Raw genomic sequence first — 18,505 nt, 5'->3', positions numbered from 1 at the left:
AAAAGATAGTCAATAAGCATTTAACCACTTGTATTATTTGTATCTTAATGGTTACATTTTGTCGCCGAATTGTTCTTTATCGGCCCTGATAAATACAAAAAGATAAAACAAATATCATAAAAGGATATAAATGATGAATCTCAGTGTCAGCAAAGCTGTGCGCTTCGCCTTGTTTGGCGGCGCTGCAGCAGCCTCTCTTAGCTTACCCGCTGTTCAAGCCAACGAAAACGAACAACAACTGGAGCGCATCGAAGTTACCGGCTCGCGCATTAAGCGTACCGACATGGAATCGGCACTGCCGGTGACGGTAATGAGTTCTGAAGACATAGCCAAAACCGGTCTGACAGATGTTTCTGCGGTACTGGCACAAATGCCATACAATACGGCGGGCAGCTTTATCAGCGACGCTGGTAGCTCTGCCAGTAACCACGCCAGCTCAGGCATGCGAGGCTTGGGTTCAAACCGTACCCTGACCCTGATCAATGGCCGCCGGATTGCACCATCAGCCACCTTCGGTGCCGATGCAACCAACCTTAACCTAATCCCCATGGACGCCATCGAGCGTATTGAAATTCTTCGTGACGGTGCATCAGCCATCTATGGTTCCGATGCCATTGGCGGTGTAATCAACATCATTCTGAAGAAGAATTATGATGGCCTCGGATTTGATCTGAAATTCGCCAACCCGACTCAGGGTGGCCGTGATGAAATGTCGGCGTCGATGACCTTTGGTAACACCAGCGACAAGAGCAGCAGTCTGGTTATCATAGAGCATAAGAAGTTTGATCCTCTCAAGGGTGGCCAGCGTGAACATCTCACTGCCAACTGGGATAAAGCTTATGGTCGCAGTTCTCTGTATGCACCGGAAGGCACCTGGCGCCCAGTAGCTGCTCGCCCAGGCAAAAAAGAAGATGGAACCTTTGAGACGCCAAGCTACACTGGTGACTATATTCCAGGTAAAGACTGCCCCGCCGATCAAATCGTTCAGAGTAAAGATGGTCCACGTTGTGGCTACAGCATGTTTGATGGTACCGATTACCTGCCGGATCAGACCAAAGACTCCTTGTTCAGCAACCTGACTTACAAGATCACCGATAATCTGGAGTGGTTCGGTCAGGCGATTGTGATGCGTGACAAGTCCACCACTTCTTCAACCGCACTGTGGACCCCTAACCTATTTATCGCAGCCGACAACCCACTGAACCCAACTTATGGCACAGCCGGTGCAACTGAAGTACAGGCTTACCACCGTCTGACAGGCGTGGCCGATCGCAGCACGACGTTCAAATCCGATGTTGTTGACGTGGTGACAGGGCTGAACCTGGAGCTGGATGCCGGTTCACTGAACTGGTACGTACAGTACTCTGATCAACAGGTGGATATAAGCACAGACTCTTATGTGTTTGAAGACAACCTGCAGCAAGCCGTCGATGCCGGGCTTTATAACCCATTTGTTCTGGGCGGTAATGCCACTCAGGCAACCCTGGACAGCTTCCTGCACACAGCCACCCGTCAGGCGGATTCCAAGACCACAGCAACAGCCATTTCCTGGGCAGCCCTGGCACCTATCGCCCTGCCAGGCGGTGACATAGGTTACGCTGTGGGCGCCGAGTACCAGAAGATGGAATTCAGCGATCGCCGCGATGCGCAGCAAGCTGCCGGCAAAGTACTGGGTACTTACGGTGGCGACTCCGCCGGTGAGCGTAACTACAAGGCTGCCTTCGTTGAGTTGGAACTGCCGGTCACCGACGATCTGAACGTTAAACTGGCCAGCCGTTATGACCAATACAGCCTGCCGGATGAAGGCCAGCTGTCCAGCTCTATCAACCTGCGTTACCAGTTGTTGGATAACCTGGTCCTGCGCGCCTCTTACGGCCAGGGCTTCCGTGCTCCGTCACTGGATGATCTGCTGGGCGAAGCTGCTACCAGTTATGACCGAGTGATCGACACCAAAGGTTGTCAGATGCTACCGCCTGACCAACGCGAAGGCGCCGATGTGTGTGAGTCAACTCAGTATCTGCGCAAGAGCTCAGGTAATCCGGAGCTGAAACCTGAAGAGTCTGATCAGTATGCCTTCGGTGCTGTGTGGAACATCACAGATGATATCTCTCTGGTTGTGGACTACTACAACATTGAGATCAGCAACCAGGTCAGCTATGTCGGTGCCCAGACTATCCTGGATCTGGAAGCCACTACAGGTCTCGGTGCCTACGATCCTAAATATGTCTATGTGAAGCGTGATACCGACGGCAAGATTGAAGAGATTGGCGCCGGTTACATCAACATGGACGGGGTGCAAACCTCGGGTCTGGACGTCTCTTTCAGCTCGCGCTTCGAGCTGGGTAACTACGGCAGTCTGAAATTTGCCCTAGACGGCACCTATGCACTGGAGTACACAGAGCAAGCCAGTCCGGTCGATCCACGTTACGACGTGCTGGGTACCAAGGGATATCCTGAACTGCGTTTCAACTCCACCTTTAGCTATGAGTACGATGCCTTCAGCGCCTCGCTGATCGCCAAGTACATCGACTCCTATGCCGGTGAAACACCACAGCAGCAAGCTGCCAACATCGACAAGCAGGACTTTGGTTCCTTCACCACTTGGGATCTGGCCATGAACTATGACTTTGACCAGTTCGGTAAAGTCACGGTCGGTGCCCGTAACCTGTTCGATGCCATGCCTACGGTTAACTATGAGCTGTCCTACCCAGGTTATGACGCCGATACCCACAACATTATCGGCCGCGTAGTCTACGCGGGTTATCAGATCCGTTTCTGATAAGCGCTTTAATAGCCAAAAGCGCAGTCAATGACTGCGCTTTTTTTGTTTCATCCCTTACTCAACAATCAAGCATAGCTCTTTACTCTGCCTTATTCGGCGCTACCGCCAAAACCGCTCGCGCAGACAAGCATGCATGGCAGCCCAACATGGCCAAGAGTGAAACCAGCAAGGCCGGGACCACAGGGTGAATATGAAATGGTAAAGGCAAGGCCTGCCATTGCAGCATTCCATAGCTCAGCAATCCGGAAATCATCGCGGCAAATACGGCGTTGCCAGTCAATGAAGGCCAGAATACCGCCGCTAAAATTGGCCAGAGAAACACCGCCTGCAGCGCACCGAAAGCCGCCAGATTGAGCCAGACTATCATGGCCGGAGGCTCCAGCGCCCAGTAGCAGGCGAGCGCAGCAATCATCAACATGGCAATGCGACTCAAACGCAGCTGGCTTTGCGCCGAGGTTTGTGGCCTGACTTTAACCCAGGCATCCCGCACCAGACTGACCGCCGCCTGCAGCAACATAGAGTCCACCGACGACATCACGGCGGCAATGGGCGCCGCCAGCAGCACCCCGGCCAAAAGTGGCGAAAACAGTCCGGAGATCAAAGTTGGCATGATCTCATCCGGTACCTGCAAATCGGGATAAAGCGCCCGCCCCATCAATCCAATGAGATGCGGTAACAGTGTCATCAAGACACTGATAAGGGTGCCCCAAATAATACCTTTCTTAAGCGCCTGGGTATTTTTAACCGCCAGCAAACGCACCACAGTATGTGGCAACCCAAGCGTGCCAAAACAGATAAGCACCCAAAACGACAGCATCATGGGCCAGCCCAGTTGTCCTTCATTGCCGTGGGGTTGCAACAATGCCGGGTCTTCACTGGCCACCTTGGACATCAACTCTGTCATCCCCCCATGGCCAAGCAGGGTGAAAAACAGCAGCAATAGCCCCAGCAGCATCACTATCCCCTGAAAGGCATCAGTGATGGTCACCGCCCGAAAACCTCCGCTCAGGGTGTAAGCCAGCACAGTCACCACAAACAGAGCCAGCCCCAAGCTGTAGTCGATACCGCTGACGCCGGCAAACAACCTGGCGCCACCGATAAACTGCACCGTAATCATGGCGACAAATCCAAGCACCAAGGAGCCCAGCGCCAACATGCTGACTCCTTTATGCTCAAAGCGAGCATCCAACCACTCAATCAAAGTGGCGTAAGGCGCCTTGGCCGCGAGAATTTTCGGCCCCAACACTCCCAGGGTCAGCATGGCAACCGGCACCTGGATCAAGGCAAGCCATACCCAGCCCAAACCTATCTTGTAAGCGGCGCCCGGACCACCGATAAAAGAGCTGGCGCTGGTATAGGTGGCCACCAGCGTCAAGGCCAACATGGGGCCATTGAGAAAACGGCCACCGATAAAAAAGCGCGCCGCCTTATCCTGATAGAGGCTGGCCTTGTCTTGTCTGGCGGCAATAAAGCGGGTCAACACCAGGCTGAGCAACAGATAAACCAATACGGGGATAAGGGTGGTCACTCTTTATGCCCTCCCCGGCCAAACAGGTAGAAGAGCCCCAGAATGAAACATAATGGAGTCAGAATACAGGACAGCCAAAACCACAAAGGCAGGCCGTAATAATCAGCTTGTGCTCCCCAGATCCCTATATCGGTCAACAAGGGCCCAAGAGCCCAAAACAGGGCATAAATCAGGGTAAGTATGATGGCCAGACGTGCCATGGATGGCATAACGGCCTCCTTGGATAGCTCCTTGAAATGGAGCGTGACAGCAAAAGAAAGCCTTGATTCTAATCAACTCTTCCCTCGAGTGCCAAGGCATGACGCAAGTTACGCTTTGGTTGTTGGATAAAGTTACCACCCGGTTACCTGATGATATTCCGTTAACTTTTTGACTGCATGCCTAATGAACCATGACAGGACTCACAGCCCTGAGCCTGCTCCCAGGCGGGTCACAACAGCCCAAAAATCAAGACCCGAATCAAGTTTTGATATGGGTTTGTGAGGCCACAGGCATAAGCCTTTGCTGAAATAAACTGGCGCCAGCTCCCCCCCGCGTCGACGCAATGACATACAATTGTTAACCTGCTCGCAAAATTTAGCTTTTCCCTATGGGTAAAGGCCGATATCAGATGCCGACAGCACGGCTCTGTGTTAATATTTTTATGGTAAATTGGTAAGACCAATTTTAAGGTTCAATACATGTGAGGCGATTCTTTACACAGTTCCCCAGAGGTCACTAAAACCTCATCAAGGCTCTGTAAGTCAAAGAAGGCGAGGATTGCGACTACACGGGAAAGGCCAACATTTCTGTTTGCAGCCATTCACCGCGAGCAAGAGCACAGACTGGACTTTTATAACGTGTTACAAGCTTATACTTGGACCAAAAACCAATTAAAAGCACAAACCTTGGTAGATGACACTGGAAGACAACTCGAATTTCGGTGAATTATTTCAAGGAAAATTTAGACAAAAAAGAGTAGCAAAACGTAGTTTAATTTCATAATTTAGATTAATCAGCGGTTAAATTGATCTAAATCACGTAATTTAATTACAGCTTGCTTATAGTTGATGAACTCGATGGCTCGCAAGCCATCACTATAGAATAAGCGATAAATGAACTTTATAACCTAAACCGGTGGCCAGCCACCAAATGAGCGAAAGAAGGCAACTATGAACAACAGTCCTAGCCCATTTGATGCATCAACCCCTGCCAATACTGCGCAGAAGGTCGAGGATGCGGCCGTCGTAAAAATCGGCCGTGATACCCAATCGACCTTGTTGCTGGCCATGACTGCGGGGGTGTTTATTGGCCTCGCGTTTATCTTCTATGTCGTCGCCACTGCCGGCGGCAGCGCCCTTCCCTACGGTCTCAACAAACTCATCGGCGGCCTGTGCTTCAGCCTGGGCCTGATGTTGGTGGTGGTACTGGGCGGCGAACTCTTCACCTCTACTGTATTAACCATTACTGCCAGAGCCAGCAAACGGGTCACCACCAAGGCCTTACTGCGCAACTGGGGGCTGGTCTATCTGGGCAACTTTATCGGCGCCATGCTACTGGTAGGCCTGATGATCACCGCCAAACACTATGATGCCGGCCACGGTTTGATAGGCCTTGGTTACATGAAGACCGCTCAGGCCAAACTGCACCATGACTTTTTCCAGGCCATCGCCCTCGGGATCATGTGTAACATCATGGTGTGTCTGGCGGTATGGATGGCCTATGCCGGTCGCTCGGTCACTGACAAACTGCTGGCCGTGGTGTTGCCGGTTGCCATGTTTGTCGCCGCAGGTTTTGAGCACTGTATCGCCAACATGTTCCTTATTCCCATGGCCATTATCAGCAAAAATATGGCCGGCACTGAATTCTGGACAAGCGCCGGGGTCAGCCCCGAGCAGTTTGCCGATCTCACATGGAGCCAATTCGTGTTCCATAATCTGGTTCCCGTCACTCTGGGTAATATCGTGGGGGGAGCTTTATTTGTAGGGTTGACTTACTGGTTTGTGTATCGCCGTCCCTTGCTGGCCAAGCAAGGCAGCGAGGCCAGCAAGTAACTTTATCTCAACTAGAAGGTATGAGTACTATGACCGAGAAAACTGAGCTGTTTGCAAGCGCATGGGAAGGCTTTGTTCCCGGCGATTGGAAGACCGAAGTCAATGTACGTGACTTTATCCAGAAGAACTACACCCCCTATGAAGGTGATGAGTCTTTCCTGGCTGGCCCCACCACTGCGACCACAGCCCTGTGGGACAAAGTCATGGAAGGCATCAAGCAGGAAAACCGCACCCACGCTCCGGTCGACTTTGATACAGACAAAGTCTCTACCATAGATTCCCATGATGCCGGCTACATCAATCAGGAACTGGAAACCATTGTTGGTTTGCAGACTGATGCGCCACTCAAACGCGCCATGCTGCCCAACGGTGGTATCCGCATGGTTGAAGGCTCCTGCGCCGCCTATGATCGCGAGCTGGATCCTGAAATCAAATATGTCTACTCCGAACTGCGTAAGACCCATAACCAGGGTGTGTTCGATGTTTACACTCCGGAAATTCTCGCTTGCCGCAAGTCAGGTGTACTGACAGGTTTGCCCGATGCCTACGGTCGTGGCCGTATCATTGGTGACTACCGTCGCGTAGCCCTCTACGGTATCGACTACCTGATGAAGGACAAGGTTGCCCAGTTCACTTCACTGCAGGCTCAGATGGAAGCCGGTGAAGATCTGAGCAACGTTATCCAGTTGCGTGAAGAGATTGCCGAGCAGCACAGAGCGCTGGGCAAGATGAAGAAGATGGCAGCCAAATACGGTTATGACATCTCCGGCCCTGCCAAGAATGCCAAAGAAGCCATCCAGTGGACCTACTTCGGCTATCTGGCCGCGGTGAAGAGCCAAAACGGCGCTGCCATGTCTCTGGGCCGTACTTCAACCTTCATCGACGTTTATATCGAACGCGATCTGAAAAATGGCGTGCTCACCGAAGAGCAGGCTCAGGAAATGATCGACCATTTCGTGATGAAACTGCGTATGGTGCGCTTCCTGCGTACCCCTGAATACGATGAGCTGTTCTCCGGCGACCCAATCTGGGCTACCGAATCTATCGGTGGTATGGGTCTGGACGGTCGTCCACTGGTGAGCAAGACCAGCTTCCGCTTCCTGCACACCCTATACAACATGGGTCCAAGCCCAGAGCCAAACATCACTGTGCTTTGGTCCGAGCAGCTGCCTCAGCCATTCAAAAAATACTGCGCCAAAGTGTCTATCGACACCAGCTCCATCCAGTATGAAAACGATGACCTGATGCGCCCTGACTTCGAGTCCGATGACTACGCCATCGCCTGCTGCGTGAGCCCCATGGTTGTGGGCAAGCACATGCAGTTCTTTGGTGCCCGTGCCAACCTGGCCAAGACCATGCTGTACGCCATCAACGGTGGTGTGGATGAAAAGCTGAAAATTCAGGTTGCTCCCAAGGCAGATCCTATCACAGACGAAGTGCTCAACTATGATGACGTCATGAGCCGTCTCGATGGCCTGATGGACTGGTTGGCAACTCAGTATGTCACTGCGTTGAACACCATCCACTACATGCACGACAAGTACTCTTACGAAGCCGCGCTGATGGCGCTGCACGACAGAGACGTACGTCGCACCATGGCCTGTGGTATCGCCGGTCTGTCTATTGCTGCCGACTCACTGTCTGCCATCAAGTATGCCAAGGTGAAACCGGTTCGCGATGAAAACGGTATTGCCGTAGACTTCGAAATCGAGGGTGATTATCCCAAGTTCGGTAACAACGACGCCCGTGTTGACGACATCGCCTGTATGCTGGTTGAAGGCTTTATGGCCAAAATTCGTGACAAGAAGATGTACCGCAACGCCATCCCAACCCAGTCAATCCTGACCATTACTTCCAACGTGGTGTATGGTAAGAAGACAGGTAACACTCCGGATGGTCGCCGCGCCGGTGCACCATTTGCCCCGGGTGCCAACCCAATGCACGGCCGTGACGAGAAAGGCGCTATCGCTTCACTGACCTCAGTGGCCAAGCTGCCCTTCGCTCACGCTCAGGACGGTATCTCTTACACCTTCTCCATTGTGCCCAATGCACTGGGTAAAGATGAAGATGCCCGCCGCACCAACCTGGCCGCGCTGATGGATGGATACTTCTCCCACAAGCCAGGCCATGAAGGTGGTCAGCACCTGAACGTCAACGTGATGAACCGTGAAATGCTGGAAGATGCTGTCGTCAACCCTGACAAGTATCCACAGCTGACCATACGTGTTTCAGGCTATGCAGTGCGCTTCAACTCACTGACCCCTGAGCAACAGCAAGACGTGATTACCCGTACTTTCACCAAAGCACTGTAATCCGCGTTTGAAACCGGGCTGCAGCGGCCGCCGCTGCAGCCATTCCAAGGAGAGCACATGACAGTAAAAGGACGGATCCACTCGGTGGAATCCTTTGGCACAGTAGATGGTCCCGGCATTCGCTTTATCGCCTTTATGCAGGGTTGCCTGATGCGCTGTAAATACTGTCACAACCGCGACACCTGGGATCTGGATGGCGGCAAGGAAGTTACGGTCGCGGAGCTGATGGAACAGATAGTCAGCTACCGACCTTTTTTGGAAGCCAGCTGTGGTGGCGTGACCGCCAGCGGTGGTGAAGCTGTGTTACAGGCTGAATTCGTTGCCGAGCTATTCAAGGCCTGCAAGGCCGAAGGCATTCACACCTGTTTGGACACCAACGGCTTTGTCCGTAAATACACAGAGGTGATCGACCAGTTGCTGGACAACACTGATCTGGTACTGCTGGACATCAAACAGATGGATGATGCCAAGCACATAGATCTCACCAAGGTCAGCAACCAGCGAACATTGCAGTTTGCCGAATATCTGGCAAAACGAGGCCAGAAAACCTGGATCCGTTACGTGGTTGTCGGCGGCTATACAGACGATGAAGCCTCGGCCGAAAAACTGGCTGAATTTATCAAGCCAATGACCAATGTGGAAAAAGTGGAGTTACTGCCCTACCACGAACTGGGCAAACACAAGTGGGAAGCCATGGGTGAACACTATGAACTCGACGGCGTGTCGCCGCCGGATCGCGAAACCATGGAGCGAATAAAGGCTATATTTATCCAGAAAGGGATCAATGCCGGTTACTGATTCAGAGCTCTTCCCAAAATCCGGCATCGAGACGTTCAAAGGCCAATTTAAGGATCTGCGCCATATCCATATAGCAGGCCTTGGCCCCTAAAGGGCGACTGCTCACCCCAAGCCCGGAAAGCTTGGCATTGAGTTGATTTCCCCAATCGAGCAAGGACAGCGGCAAGGGATGGCGAGCACGCCAACCCAGCCACAGATAGCCCTGCAAAGGCAGGCTGAGAAAGAACAGAAAGATAGCTATGGCCTGGGGAAGATAGTCCCAACCATAGAAATAGAGTGGCGCGGCAGCCGATAGCATGGCCAACACAGGCATCAACTGCAACGCCAACTGAGTGGCACGAATAACGCGAAACTCAGGAAAAAAGAAACCCAGTTGTCTGACCATGGGCCAGGTCTTCATATAACGATGACCTTCCCTCACGGTTTTGAGAAAGTTAAGGCTCAATCAAGGCACCTGAAACAAGCATAATATTGCTTTTACCTTAGCACAGTTCCCTATTCGGCCCCAACAACGGCTTGACGGCAGGAACACAGTGAAACAGGTTACAGGCGAGTCCAGTTCACCCGTAACTCATTAATTAAAAACGGCGAAAGGTTTTTAACATGTCTAAAAAACTGGTATTGGTTCTAAATTGCGGCAGCTCTTCTTTGAAATTTGCAGTCATGGATGCACTCACGGGCGATGATCAGATCTCAGGTCTGGCCGAGTGCTTTGGTCTGGAAAACTCCCGCATCAAATGGAAACACAATGGCGAAAAGCATGAAGCCGCACTGGGCGCATTTACCGCGCACCGTGAAGCCGTGGAGTTTATTGTAAACCAGATTTTGGCTCCCCTGCCTGAACTGGCGTCACAGATCCTGGCGGTGGGTCACCGTATCGTGCACGGCGGCGAAAAATTCACCCGCTCGGTTATCATTGACGATCAGGTGATTAAAGGTATCGAAGACTGTGCCTCACTGGCACCGCTGCACAACCCGGCGCACCTGATAGGTATTCGTGCTGCCATGGCCTCGTTCCCAAGCCTGCCTCAGGTTGCCGTGTTTGACACCGCCTTCCACCAGAGTATGCCTGAGCACGCCTTTGTCTACGCCTTGCCCTATAAGCTTTATCGTGAACACGGCATTCGTCGTTACGGTATGCACGGCACCAGCCATCTGTTTGTCAGCCGCGAAGCGGCCAAGGTGCTGGGTAAAGAGCTGGCTGATACCAATGTGATCTGTGCTCACCTGGGCAACGGCGCTTCGGTTACGGCAGTTAAAGGTGGCAAGAGCATGGATACCTCCATGGGGCTGACACCACTGGAAGGCTTGGTGATGGGAACCCGCTGCGGCGATATCGACCCCTCCATCATCTATCATCTGGTACACCAGTTGGGCTACACCCTGGAAGAGGTCAACAACCTGCTGAACAAGCAAAGTGGCCTTTTGGGGATCAGCGAACTGACCAATGATTGCCGTGGTATCGAAGAAGGATATGCCGAAGGTCACAAAGGTGCGACACTGGCACTGGAAATCTTCTGCTATCGTCTGGCAAAATACATCGCCTCCTACACTGTGCCATTGGGCCGTCTGGATGCCGTGGTCTTTACCGGCGGCATAGGTGAAAACTCCGACATTATCCGCAAGAAAGTGCTGGAACTACTGTCCATCTTCAACTTCCAGGTCGATGATGAACGCAACCTGGCCGCCCGCTTCGGCAATGGCGGAATTATCACTAAAGATGAAGGCACTCTGGCCATGGTCATTCCCACCAATGAAGAGTGGGTCATCGCCGAAGACGCTATTAGTTTGATAGAAGAATAATATGACCAATCAGCCGCCTGGTTAACCTGGCGGCTTTCATGTTTTTGACTTTACAAGATTCACCGGAAAACCATCGACTCCGAAGAGGTTTTTATGTCCCGTAACATTATGTTGATCCCCATAGGCACAGGCGTCGGCCTGACGTCTATCAGCCTGGGGATGGTTCGCGCATTGGAACGCCACGGCGTTAAAGTGCAATTCTTTAAACCCATTTCCCAGTTGCGCCCGCAGGACCACGGCCCTGAGCGTTCAACCACCATCCTCAGCAAATCCCCTACGGTCAACCCGCTTGAACCGTTTGAGATGATCCACGCCGAAGCGCTGATCCGTGCCGACCAGACAGATGTGCTGATGGAGCAAATCATCGCCCGCGCCAGTGAAATTGCCGACAACACTGAAACCCTGATCATCGAAGGCCTGGTGCACACCCGTAGCCATCCGTTTGCCGATGATGTCAATTATGCCATTGCCAAGGCGCTCGACGCCGATGTGATCTTTGTGGCAACCCCAGGCAACGACAGCCCGACCGGACTGATGAACCGCCTCGAAATCGCCTTTAATTCCTGGGGTGGCAACAAGAACAAACGTCTTATCGGTGCCATCATCAACAAGATTGGTGCGCCGGTGGACGACGAAGGCCGTGCCCGTCCGGATCTGTCTGAAGTATTCGACCATCAGGGTGTTCAGCGCAGCGATACTGCCGGTATGTTCCAGTTGCCGGGCAAGAGTCCACTGAGGATCCTCGGCAGCGTGCCTTATAACCTGGATCTGGTGTCCCCCAGGGCTTCTGATTTAGCCAAGCACCTGCGCGCCCGCATCATCAATGCCGGTGAGATGAACACTCGCCGTCTGCGCAAGGTAACCTTCTGTGCCCGCTCGATTCCCAACATGGTGCAGCACATCAAGACAGACTCGCTGCTGGTCACCTCTGGCGATCGCTCCGACGTTATCGTTTCAGCCTGTCTGGCGGCGATGAACGGCGTCAAAATTGGTGCCTTGCTGCTGAGCGGCGGTTATGAACCTGAGCCCGAGATCATGGCTTTGTGTGAACAAGCTTTTGAAACCGGCCTGCCTGTGTTCCTTATCGACACCAATACCTGGCAGACCTCACTCAATATTCAACGCTTTGACCACGAAGTCCCTGTGGACGATGCAGTGCGTATTGAACTGGTACAGGAATACGTTGCCGGTCATATCGATCAGAGCTGGATAGAAAGCGTCACCGAAAACTCGCCTCGCGAGCACCGCCTGTCGCCACCGGCTTTCCGCTACAAGCTTACCGAGCTGGCCCGCGCAGCGCACAAGACAGTGGTACTGCCTGAAGGCGATGAGCCGCGCACCATCAAAGCCGCCGCCATCTGCGCCGAGCGTGGCATTGCCCGCTGCGTACTGCTTGGCAAACGCGATGAAATTCTGCGTATCGCAGCCCAGCAGGACGTTATTCTGGGAGAAGGTGTCGAGATTATCGATCCCGATGAAGTGCGTGATCGCTATGTCGAACCTATGCTGGATCTTCGCCGTCACAAGGGCCTGACCGAAGTAGTTGCCCGTGAACAGTTGGAAGACAACATGGTGCTGGGCACCATGATGCTGGCCCAGAATGAAGTGGATGGTATCGTTTCCGGTGCGGTCAACACCACAGCCAACACCATTCGTCCGCCACTACAGCTGATTAAGACAGCGCCAGGCTCCAGTCTGGTCTCTTCCATCTTCTTCATGCTGATGCCGGATCAAGTGCTGGTATATGGTGACTGCGCCATCAACCCGGATCCCAATGCCGAGCAGTTGGCCGATATCGCCATCCAATCGGCCGAGTCGGCCAAAGCCTTCGGCATTGAGCCCAGAGTGGCGATGATCAGCTATTCTACCGGTGACTCAGGTACAGGCTCGGATGTGGATAAGGTGCGTGAAGCCACCCGGATTGCCAAAGAGAAGCGTCCGGATCTGGTGATTGACGGCCCACTGCAATACGACGCTGCGGTAATGCCCAACGTGGCTCGCTCCAAGGCGCCGGACAGCCCGGTTGCCGGTAAGGCGACTGTGTTTGTGTTCCCGGATCTCAACACGGGTAACACCACTTATAAGGCCGTTCAACGAAGCGCCGATCTGATCAGCATAGGTCCTATGCTGCAAGGTATGCGTAAGCCGGTGAACGATCTGTCCCGCGGCGCCCTGGTGGATGATATTGTTTACACCATCGCCCTGACCGCCATTCAGGCCACCCAGAACGATTAACGGCCTATAGCCAATTCAAAAGCGTCTGCTACTGCAGGCGCTTTTTTTGGTTCATCGCGGCTCTCCGGGGAATGCCACTCTGACAGTCAGAAAGAAGTATTTGATATCCGGTAACCACACCCTATCCGCTTCAGCAGTTTGATTTTGTTATTTAAACGGTATTATGGACTGACTGCGGCTTTTATCAGCAAATGCTGTACAAATTCGACGCAAAGGATCATTTACGCCAGGGATGATTAAGTCAGAAATAAGTAATCAGGGAAGAAATTGATAGGGGAAAACGCCAAGCGTCAAAAATTGACCAGCGACAATTTAACGACGATATCAATCGCTTAGGAAGTATCTATCGAGTCTTCAACACACTTGTCCACAGATTCTGTGGATAAGAATCTTTATACTACCCTTTCTATATGCCACAGGATCGCCGATCCCGTCAAGCCCGAGGCAGCGGCTTGCGATAAATGCTAAAAAAAACGATACTGTTTGGCACCAATCACCAGGGTCAACACTATGAAATATCTGCTTTTTCTTTGTCTGCTCGGCCTATTTGGCTGCAATGATGACCCGAGTCAAGCCACCATAGATACCCCAGAGCAAGTCGCCCTGGGATTCTTTCAGGCCATCTACGTAGATAAGGATGTCGAGAAGGCGAGCCTGTATGTCGACGACCCTATGAAGGAGGTGCTGAAAAGTTACTATATCGCCGCCTCTGTGCAGCGCCATATGCTCAATCTACAGATGACAGATGTCACCCTGGAGATTGAGGAGATAGATATCGACTTCTTTCGCAAATTCACCGATGACGTGACTGTCGTGGTCAAATTTACCGGTCGTAAAGGTGGTCGTCCCTGGGTCGATGACAGAACCATTCGCCTGCATAAACGGGGCCGGGCCTGGGTGATAGTGGAAATTATCCCGGAGACCGGCAAGATCAACTCAGGTTCCCTGTAATAATTGTGCACTGACCCACGCAAGGGCCGAAGAGGTTTATCCCTCAAAGCCCGCCGTGCTAAACTCACAGGCAATTTTCACTCAGTCTGATTACTATGAAACAACTGCTGGATTTCCTGCCGCTGGTCATCTTCTTCGCCGTTTATAAGTTTTACGATATCTATGTCGCCAGTGGCGCCCTGATAGCCGCAACGGCGCTGCAACTCGTGGTGACCTATCTCTTGTACCGCAAACTTGAGAAAATGCATCTCATCACCTTTGCCATGGTGGCCGTATTCGGCACCCTGACTCTGGTGTTTCACGACGATACCTTTATCAAATGGAAAGTCACCATAGTCTATGCCCTGTTCGCCTTGGGTCTGGGTGTCAGCCAATTGCTGAATAAGCCTGTACTCAAGGGCATGCTGGGGCAAGAACTCAAGGTCGCCGACAAGATATGGGCCCAAGTCACCTGGTACTGGGTCAGTTTCTTTATTGTCTGCGGCATTATCAATATCTATGTCGCCTTCAGTCTGAGTCAGGAAACCTGGGTCAACTTCAAGGTCTTTGGCCTGACCGCAGTGACGCTGCTGAACACCATAGCAACCGTGGTTTATCTCTTTAAACACATCCCCGAAGAGCAACGCAAGGAACTCAAATAATGTGGTATATGATCTCATCCCAAGATGTTGAAAACAGCCTGGAAAAACGTCTTGCCGCTCGTCCGGCCCATCTGCAACGCCTGCAACTGCTGGCCGATGAAGGACGATTGATGCTGGCCGGCCCACATCCCGCCGTGGACAGTGAAAACCCGGGGGACGCAGGATTCAGCGGCTCTTTGGTGGTGGCCGAGTTTGAATCGCTGGAAGCCGCCCAGGCCTGGGCCAATGCCGATCCTTATGTTGCCGCCGGCGTTTATCTGAGTGTTATCGTTAAACCCTTCAAACGAGTGCTGCCCTGATGAAAATCGTTTCCTTCAACATCAACGGATTGAGAGCCCGTCTGCATCAGCTGCAACAGTTGATAGACAGCCACCAACCGGACATCATAGGGCTGCAGGAAACCAAGGTGCACGACGAGGCCTTCCCTCTGGCCGAAGTGGAAGCCATGGGTTATCAGGTACATTTCCACGGTGGCAAGGCCCACTATGGTGTGGCTCTGTTATCCAAACAGGCCCCCATTGAGGTTCAAAAAGGCTTTCCCACCGACGATGAAGATGCCCAGCGCCGGCTTATCGCCGGCAAGTTCATCCAGGACAACGGCCGTGTACTGACAGTGATCAACGGCTACTTCCCCCAGGGGGAGAATATCAATCACGAAACCAAGTACCCGGCCAAGCGTAAGTTTTATGCCGATCTGATGCAGTATCTGCAAAACTCATTCAGCCCGGATCAGGATATTGCCATCATAGGAGATATCAATATCTCGCCGCTGGATCTGGATATCGGCATCGGCGACGCCAATGCCAAACGTTGGCTGAAGACGGGTAAATGCAGCTTCCAGCCGGAAGAGCGTGAATGGTTGCAAACCCTGCTGGACTGGGGTTTGGTGGATACCTTCCGCCAGTTGCACCCGCAGCGCAGCGAACGCTACTCCTGGTTTGATTATCGCAGCCGTGGCTTTGATGATAACCGCGGCCTGCGTATCGATGTGATCCTGGCAACCGAGTCGCTGGCAAGCCGCTTGAGTGAGGCCGATGTAGATTACGCGCTTCGCGGCATCGACAAGCCCTCGGATCACGCGCCTATCTGGAGCTGTTTTCGCTGACCTGGTTGTGAGCGCTGATGGCGCTGCTGATACTGATACTGATGCTGATGCTGATGCTGACCACAGCGAGCGGCGCGCTTGAGGCAAAAAACAAAGCTCAGGAAACGCTATAACGCAAAACGCCGACATCTGATGGTGCCGGCGTTTTTTTATGGCGCTACTGTCTACCCGTTTAACTGGTTTTATATTGTGCCAACAGCCGGGTCAGAGAGGCTGAAGCCTGGGCCAGTTTTTGACTCAGCTCTATCGCCCTTTCGCTGGCCTGGCGCATCTGATCCGAGTGGCTGCGGATATCGCCAAGCTGCGAGCTGATCTCCCGGGCCGACACGCTTTGCTCTTCGGCCGAGGCTGCGATTTGGCTGCTGCGATCAAATACCGCATCCACTGAGCCACGCATCCCCTCAACATCCGTACCCACCTGAATGATCGCCTGGCGGCTTTCATCGGCCTGCGACACTATCGCCTCAGTCAGTTGAGACAAATTGCGGCTGCCCGCCTGTAAACCCTCTATCATACGTTGAATTTCCACTGTCGCTTCCTGGGTTCGTCCCGCCAGGGTCCGCACCTCGTCGGCAACCACGGCAAAGCCACGCCCCTGTTCACCGGCTCTGGCCGCCTCAATAGCGGCATTGAGCGCCAGCAGATTGGTCTGCTCGGAAATGCCATCAATAGTGGTCACCACAGCGCCAATCTCGGTAGCCTCCCGCGACAGTTGCGATACCGAAGAGAACGCCTCGGCAATCCGGCTCGACAACTCACCTATGCTGGCAACCGTTTCTGCTATATGTCTGGCACCCAGGCCCATCTGAGAGGCATTGTCCCGGGTCTGGGAAGATGTTTCGGCGGCGTTGTGGGACACTTCGGTAATGGCATTGCTCATCTGCTCCATCGCCGTGGCCACAGTATCGAGAAACTGCCACTGAATTTTGCCCATCTCATCACCGGCAGCGGCTTGCTCGGCAAATTCGGAAGCCGCCATCGACAAGGTTTCAGCATTACTGCTGATGGCGGTGACCATTTCGCTCATGTTATCGGCGCAGCGGTCAATCTCGCGGGCTATCAGGCTAAAATCATCTGTACCGAAGAAATTGAGCCTAAAGCTCAAATCGCCGTCAGCCAGGCGTTTGATCGCCATATACATATCCCAGAGTCCGCCGCCGAGAGAGGTGGAGATCCAATAGCTGAGTTGAAACAGCGGCAACAGCCCGACAAAGGCCCACAGCAGCAACCAGTTCGCCCTGCTGAGCATCTCTTGCTCTTGCAGTGTTAAGCTGTCACCGAGCCAGTAGTTACCATCATGGCTACTGAGCATAACTTTGATCTCAGCGCGCGGTTCATTACGGCTAAGACCTTGCTGCTGTAGCCAAAGATCGCGCCCCTGCTTGGGCGCCAACTGGAGCAGGGTCTCGGCTTTGGCTTGTAAACGCGCCTCAGCGCCCTGGGTTACACTGGCATCCAACTGCCACCAGTTAGCCAGTGCGATAGCGACGGTTATGGCGCTAACCAGCGAACACACAAGCCAGAATTTACCGTTGAGACTGAACTTAATCAGCATGGCATCAACTTTTCTAAACTGGATCTGCTTCATCAGTGCTCCTCAGCGCGAAGCTAAAAGCCGGGACAGGATCCTGGCAATATAATCTATTACTCCACCGCCCTTTCGACCGGCAGAGGTTTTGTTTGAGTTTGACGACTGCGACTGGTTTGGCAATAGCCCATGAGGTCGGTCAAGCGACTCATGGCATAACCGAATACGGCGCCAATCAGCAGCGGCGGCATAATAGCTGTAATATCCGCCGACATGGCAAAGGTGATGCAACAACCAATAAAGGCACCGGGAATAAAGTTAAGTTTACCGAAACAGGCCTGCAGGCACATGGCACTGGTGGCTATACCTGTGAAGATCCAGCCAAATAGCGGCGAGACAAAGAAGCTACTACCACTGATGATAAGCCAAGCCCAGAATACTCCCGATGTATTGGTGCACCAGGCCTGAAGCAGACCGGCAAAACCACTGCGTCCTTGAGCAAAGAAAGTACTGCATCCTAGAAACCCTATCCAGGTGATCAGCCCAAAGGTGTCGGCAACCCCACACCAGACAGTGGCCAAGAGACCGGCAGATATTGCTGCATGCCAACGCTGTTGCATAGGAGTATCTCCACAATATGTAAACATTGGTTAAATTACCCCGATTTTGATAACAAAAACCGGATCCACACCAAAAAAGGGCTTATTAATGCCGATATCCGGCTCACTTTGCAAACGTTTGGTAGTAAAAAAACAATAATGGAGTGAATTTTAGCCAAATAAAAACCCG

At 52.7% G+C, this 18,505-nt stretch carries 15 protein-coding genes; 10 read left to right on the top strand and 5 right to left on the bottom strand.

The window, feature by feature from the left end; genetic code table 11:
- Positions 1-130: 130 nt before the first annotated feature.
- Positions 131-2,779 carry a TonB-dependent receptor plug domain-containing protein gene (locus CX650_RS01190; RefSeq protein WP_101094796.1) on the top strand — a complete coding sequence of 883 codons (2,649 nt, stop codon included), beginning with the start codon at positions 131-133 and terminating at the stop codon, positions 2,777-2,779.
- Positions 2,780-2,861: 82 nt separating this feature from the next.
- Here CX650_RS01190 and panF read toward each other — a convergent pair whose 3' ends face one another.
- Together panF and CX650_RS01180 are read right to left on the bottom strand one after the other, a co-directional pair.
- Positions 2,862-4,310: a sodium/pantothenate symporter gene (gene panF, locus CX650_RS01185; protein ID WP_101094795.1), complete on the bottom strand. Its 1,449-nt coding sequence runs from the start codon at positions 4,308-4,310 to the stop codon at positions 2,862-2,864.
- Positions 4,307-4,519, bottom strand: coding sequence for a YhdT family protein (locus CX650_RS01180; protein WP_039032805.1), 213 nt, complete (start codon positions 4,517-4,519; stop codon positions 4,307-4,309). The genes panF and CX650_RS01180 overlap by 4 nt, the downstream gene beginning before the upstream one ends.
- Positions 4,520-5,461: 942 nt before the next feature.
- Here CX650_RS01180 and focA point away from each other — a divergent pair.
- The 3 genes from focA to pflA are packed head-to-tail and all read left to right on the top strand — an operon-like array spanning position 5,462 to position 9,453.
- Positions 5,462-6,343: a formate transporter FocA gene (focA, locus tag CX650_RS01175; RefSeq protein ID WP_025889524.1), complete on the top strand. Its 882-nt coding sequence runs from the start codon at positions 5,462-5,464 to the stop codon at positions 6,341-6,343.
- 29 nt (positions 6,344-6,372) lie between these two features.
- Positions 6,373-8,655 (top strand): formate C-acetyltransferase, encoded by a 2,283-nt coding sequence (pflB, locus tag CX650_RS01170; RefSeq protein ID WP_028779374.1) that lies wholly within the window; start codon positions 6,373-6,375, stop codon positions 8,653-8,655.
- Positions 8,656-8,712: 57 nt separating this feature from the next.
- Positions 8,713-9,453, top strand: a complete 741-nt coding sequence (gene pflA, locus CX650_RS01165; RefSeq protein WP_025011778.1) for a pyruvate formate lyase 1-activating protein — start codon at positions 8,713-8,715, stop codon at positions 9,451-9,453.
- 1 nt (position 9,454) lies between these two features.
- On the opposite strand, the gene yfbV is transcribed toward pflA, so the two are convergent.
- Complete coding sequence (gene yfbV, locus CX650_RS01160; protein WP_028779375.1) at positions 9,455-9,898, bottom strand: terminus macrodomain insulation protein YfbV; 444 nt, start codon at positions 9,896-9,898, stop codon at positions 9,455-9,457.
- Positions 9,899-10,056: 158 nt separating this feature from the next.
- Here yfbV and ackA point away from each other — a divergent pair, with 158 nt between their 5' ends.
- The 6 genes from ackA (at position 10,057) to xthA (ending at position 16,188) form a co-directional block, all read left to right on the top strand.
- Positions 10,057-11,256: an acetate kinase gene (ackA, locus tag CX650_RS01155; RefSeq protein WP_025011777.1), complete on the top strand. Its 1,200-nt coding sequence runs from the start codon at positions 10,057-10,059 to the stop codon at positions 11,254-11,256.
- A 93-nt stretch (positions 11,257-11,349) separates the two neighbouring features.
- Positions 11,350-13,491, top strand: coding sequence for a phosphate acetyltransferase (pta, locus tag CX650_RS01150; RefSeq protein ID WP_039032801.1), 2,142 nt, complete (start codon positions 11,350-11,352; stop codon positions 13,489-13,491).
- A gap of 510 nt (positions 13,492-14,001) precedes the next feature.
- Positions 14,002-14,442, top strand: a complete 441-nt coding sequence (locus CX650_RS01145; RefSeq protein WP_101094794.1) for a hypothetical protein — start codon at positions 14,002-14,004, stop codon at positions 14,440-14,442.
- Positions 14,443-14,537: 95 nt separating this feature from the next.
- Positions 14,538-15,083 (top strand): septation protein A, encoded by a 546-nt coding sequence (locus tag CX650_RS01140; RefSeq protein ID WP_039032799.1) that lies wholly within the window; start codon positions 14,538-14,540, stop codon positions 15,081-15,083.
- Positions 15,083-15,382, top strand: a complete 300-nt coding sequence (locus CX650_RS01135) for a YciI family protein (protein ID WP_025011774.1) — start codon at positions 15,083-15,085, stop codon at positions 15,380-15,382. The genes CX650_RS01140 and CX650_RS01135 overlap by 1 nt, the downstream gene beginning before the upstream one ends.
- Entirely contained in the window at positions 15,382-16,188 is an 807-nt protein-coding gene (gene xthA, locus CX650_RS01130) for an exodeoxyribonuclease III (protein ID WP_025011773.1), read from the top strand. The genes CX650_RS01135 and xthA overlap by 1 nt, the downstream gene beginning before the upstream one ends.
- Positions 16,189-16,360: 172 nt before the next feature.
- Here xthA and CX650_RS01125 read toward each other — a convergent pair whose 3' ends face one another.
- Positions 16,361-17,776 (bottom strand): methyl-accepting chemotaxis protein, encoded by a 1,416-nt coding sequence (locus tag CX650_RS01125; protein WP_101094793.1) that lies wholly within the window; start codon positions 17,774-17,776, stop codon positions 16,361-16,363.
- Between the two features lie 56 nt (positions 17,777-17,832).
- Positions 17,833-18,336 carry a DUF1097 domain-containing protein gene (locus CX650_RS01120; RefSeq protein WP_101094792.1) on the bottom strand — a complete coding sequence of 168 codons (504 nt, stop codon included), beginning with the start codon at positions 18,334-18,336 and terminating at the stop codon, positions 17,833-17,835.
- Positions 18,337-18,505 lie beyond the last annotated feature (169 nt).

The organism is Shewanella indica (genome assembly GCF_002836975.1).
Classification (GTDB): Bacteria; Pseudomonadota; Gammaproteobacteria; order Enterobacterales; family Shewanellaceae; genus Shewanella; species Shewanella indica.
The sequence above is the reverse complement of the archived record's forward strand: the minus strand, read 5'-3'. Positions and strand labels throughout refer to the sequence as shown.

Coding starts and splice junctions, on each gene's coding strand:
- ackA (WP_025011777.1), top strand. CDS start 10,057: ATGTCTAAAAAACTGGTATTGGTTCTAAATTGCGGCAGCTCTTCTTTG.
- pflB (WP_028779374.1), top strand. CDS start 6,373: ATGACCGAGAAAACTGAGCTGTTTGCAAGCGCATGGGAAGGCTTTGTT.
- CX650_RS01135 (WP_025011774.1), top strand. CDS start 15,083: ATGTGGTATATGATCTCATCCCAAGATGTTGAAAACAGCCTGGAAAAA.
- CX650_RS01140 (WP_039032799.1), top strand. CDS start 14,538: ATGAAACAACTGCTGGATTTCCTGCCGCTGGTCATCTTCTTCGCCGTT.
- CX650_RS01180 (WP_039032805.1), bottom strand. CDS start 4,519: ATGCCATCCATGGCACGTCTGGCCATCATACTTACCCTGATTTATGCC.
- focA (WP_025889524.1), top strand. CDS start 5,462: ATGAACAACAGTCCTAGCCCATTTGATGCATCAACCCCTGCCAATACT.
- CX650_RS01190 (WP_101094796.1), top strand. CDS start 131: ATGATGAATCTCAGTGTCAGCAAAGCTGTGCGCTTCGCCTTGTTTGGC.
- CX650_RS01145 (WP_101094794.1), top strand. CDS start 14,002: ATGAAATATCTGCTTTTTCTTTGTCTGCTCGGCCTATTTGGCTGCAAT.
- CX650_RS01125 (WP_101094793.1), bottom strand. CDS start 17,776: ATGAAGCAGATCCAGTTTAGAAAAGTTGATGCCATGCTGATTAAGTTC.
- CX650_RS01120 (WP_101094792.1), bottom strand. CDS start 18,336: ATGCAACAGCGTTGGCATGCAGCAATATCTGCCGGTCTCTTGGCCACT.
- pflA (WP_025011778.1), top strand. CDS start 8,713: ATGACAGTAAAAGGACGGATCCACTCGGTGGAATCCTTTGGCACAGTA.
- xthA (WP_025011773.1), top strand. CDS start 15,382: ATGAAAATCGTTTCCTTCAACATCAACGGATTGAGAGCCCGTCTGCAT.
- pta (WP_039032801.1), top strand. CDS start 11,350: ATGTCCCGTAACATTATGTTGATCCCCATAGGCACAGGCGTCGGCCTG.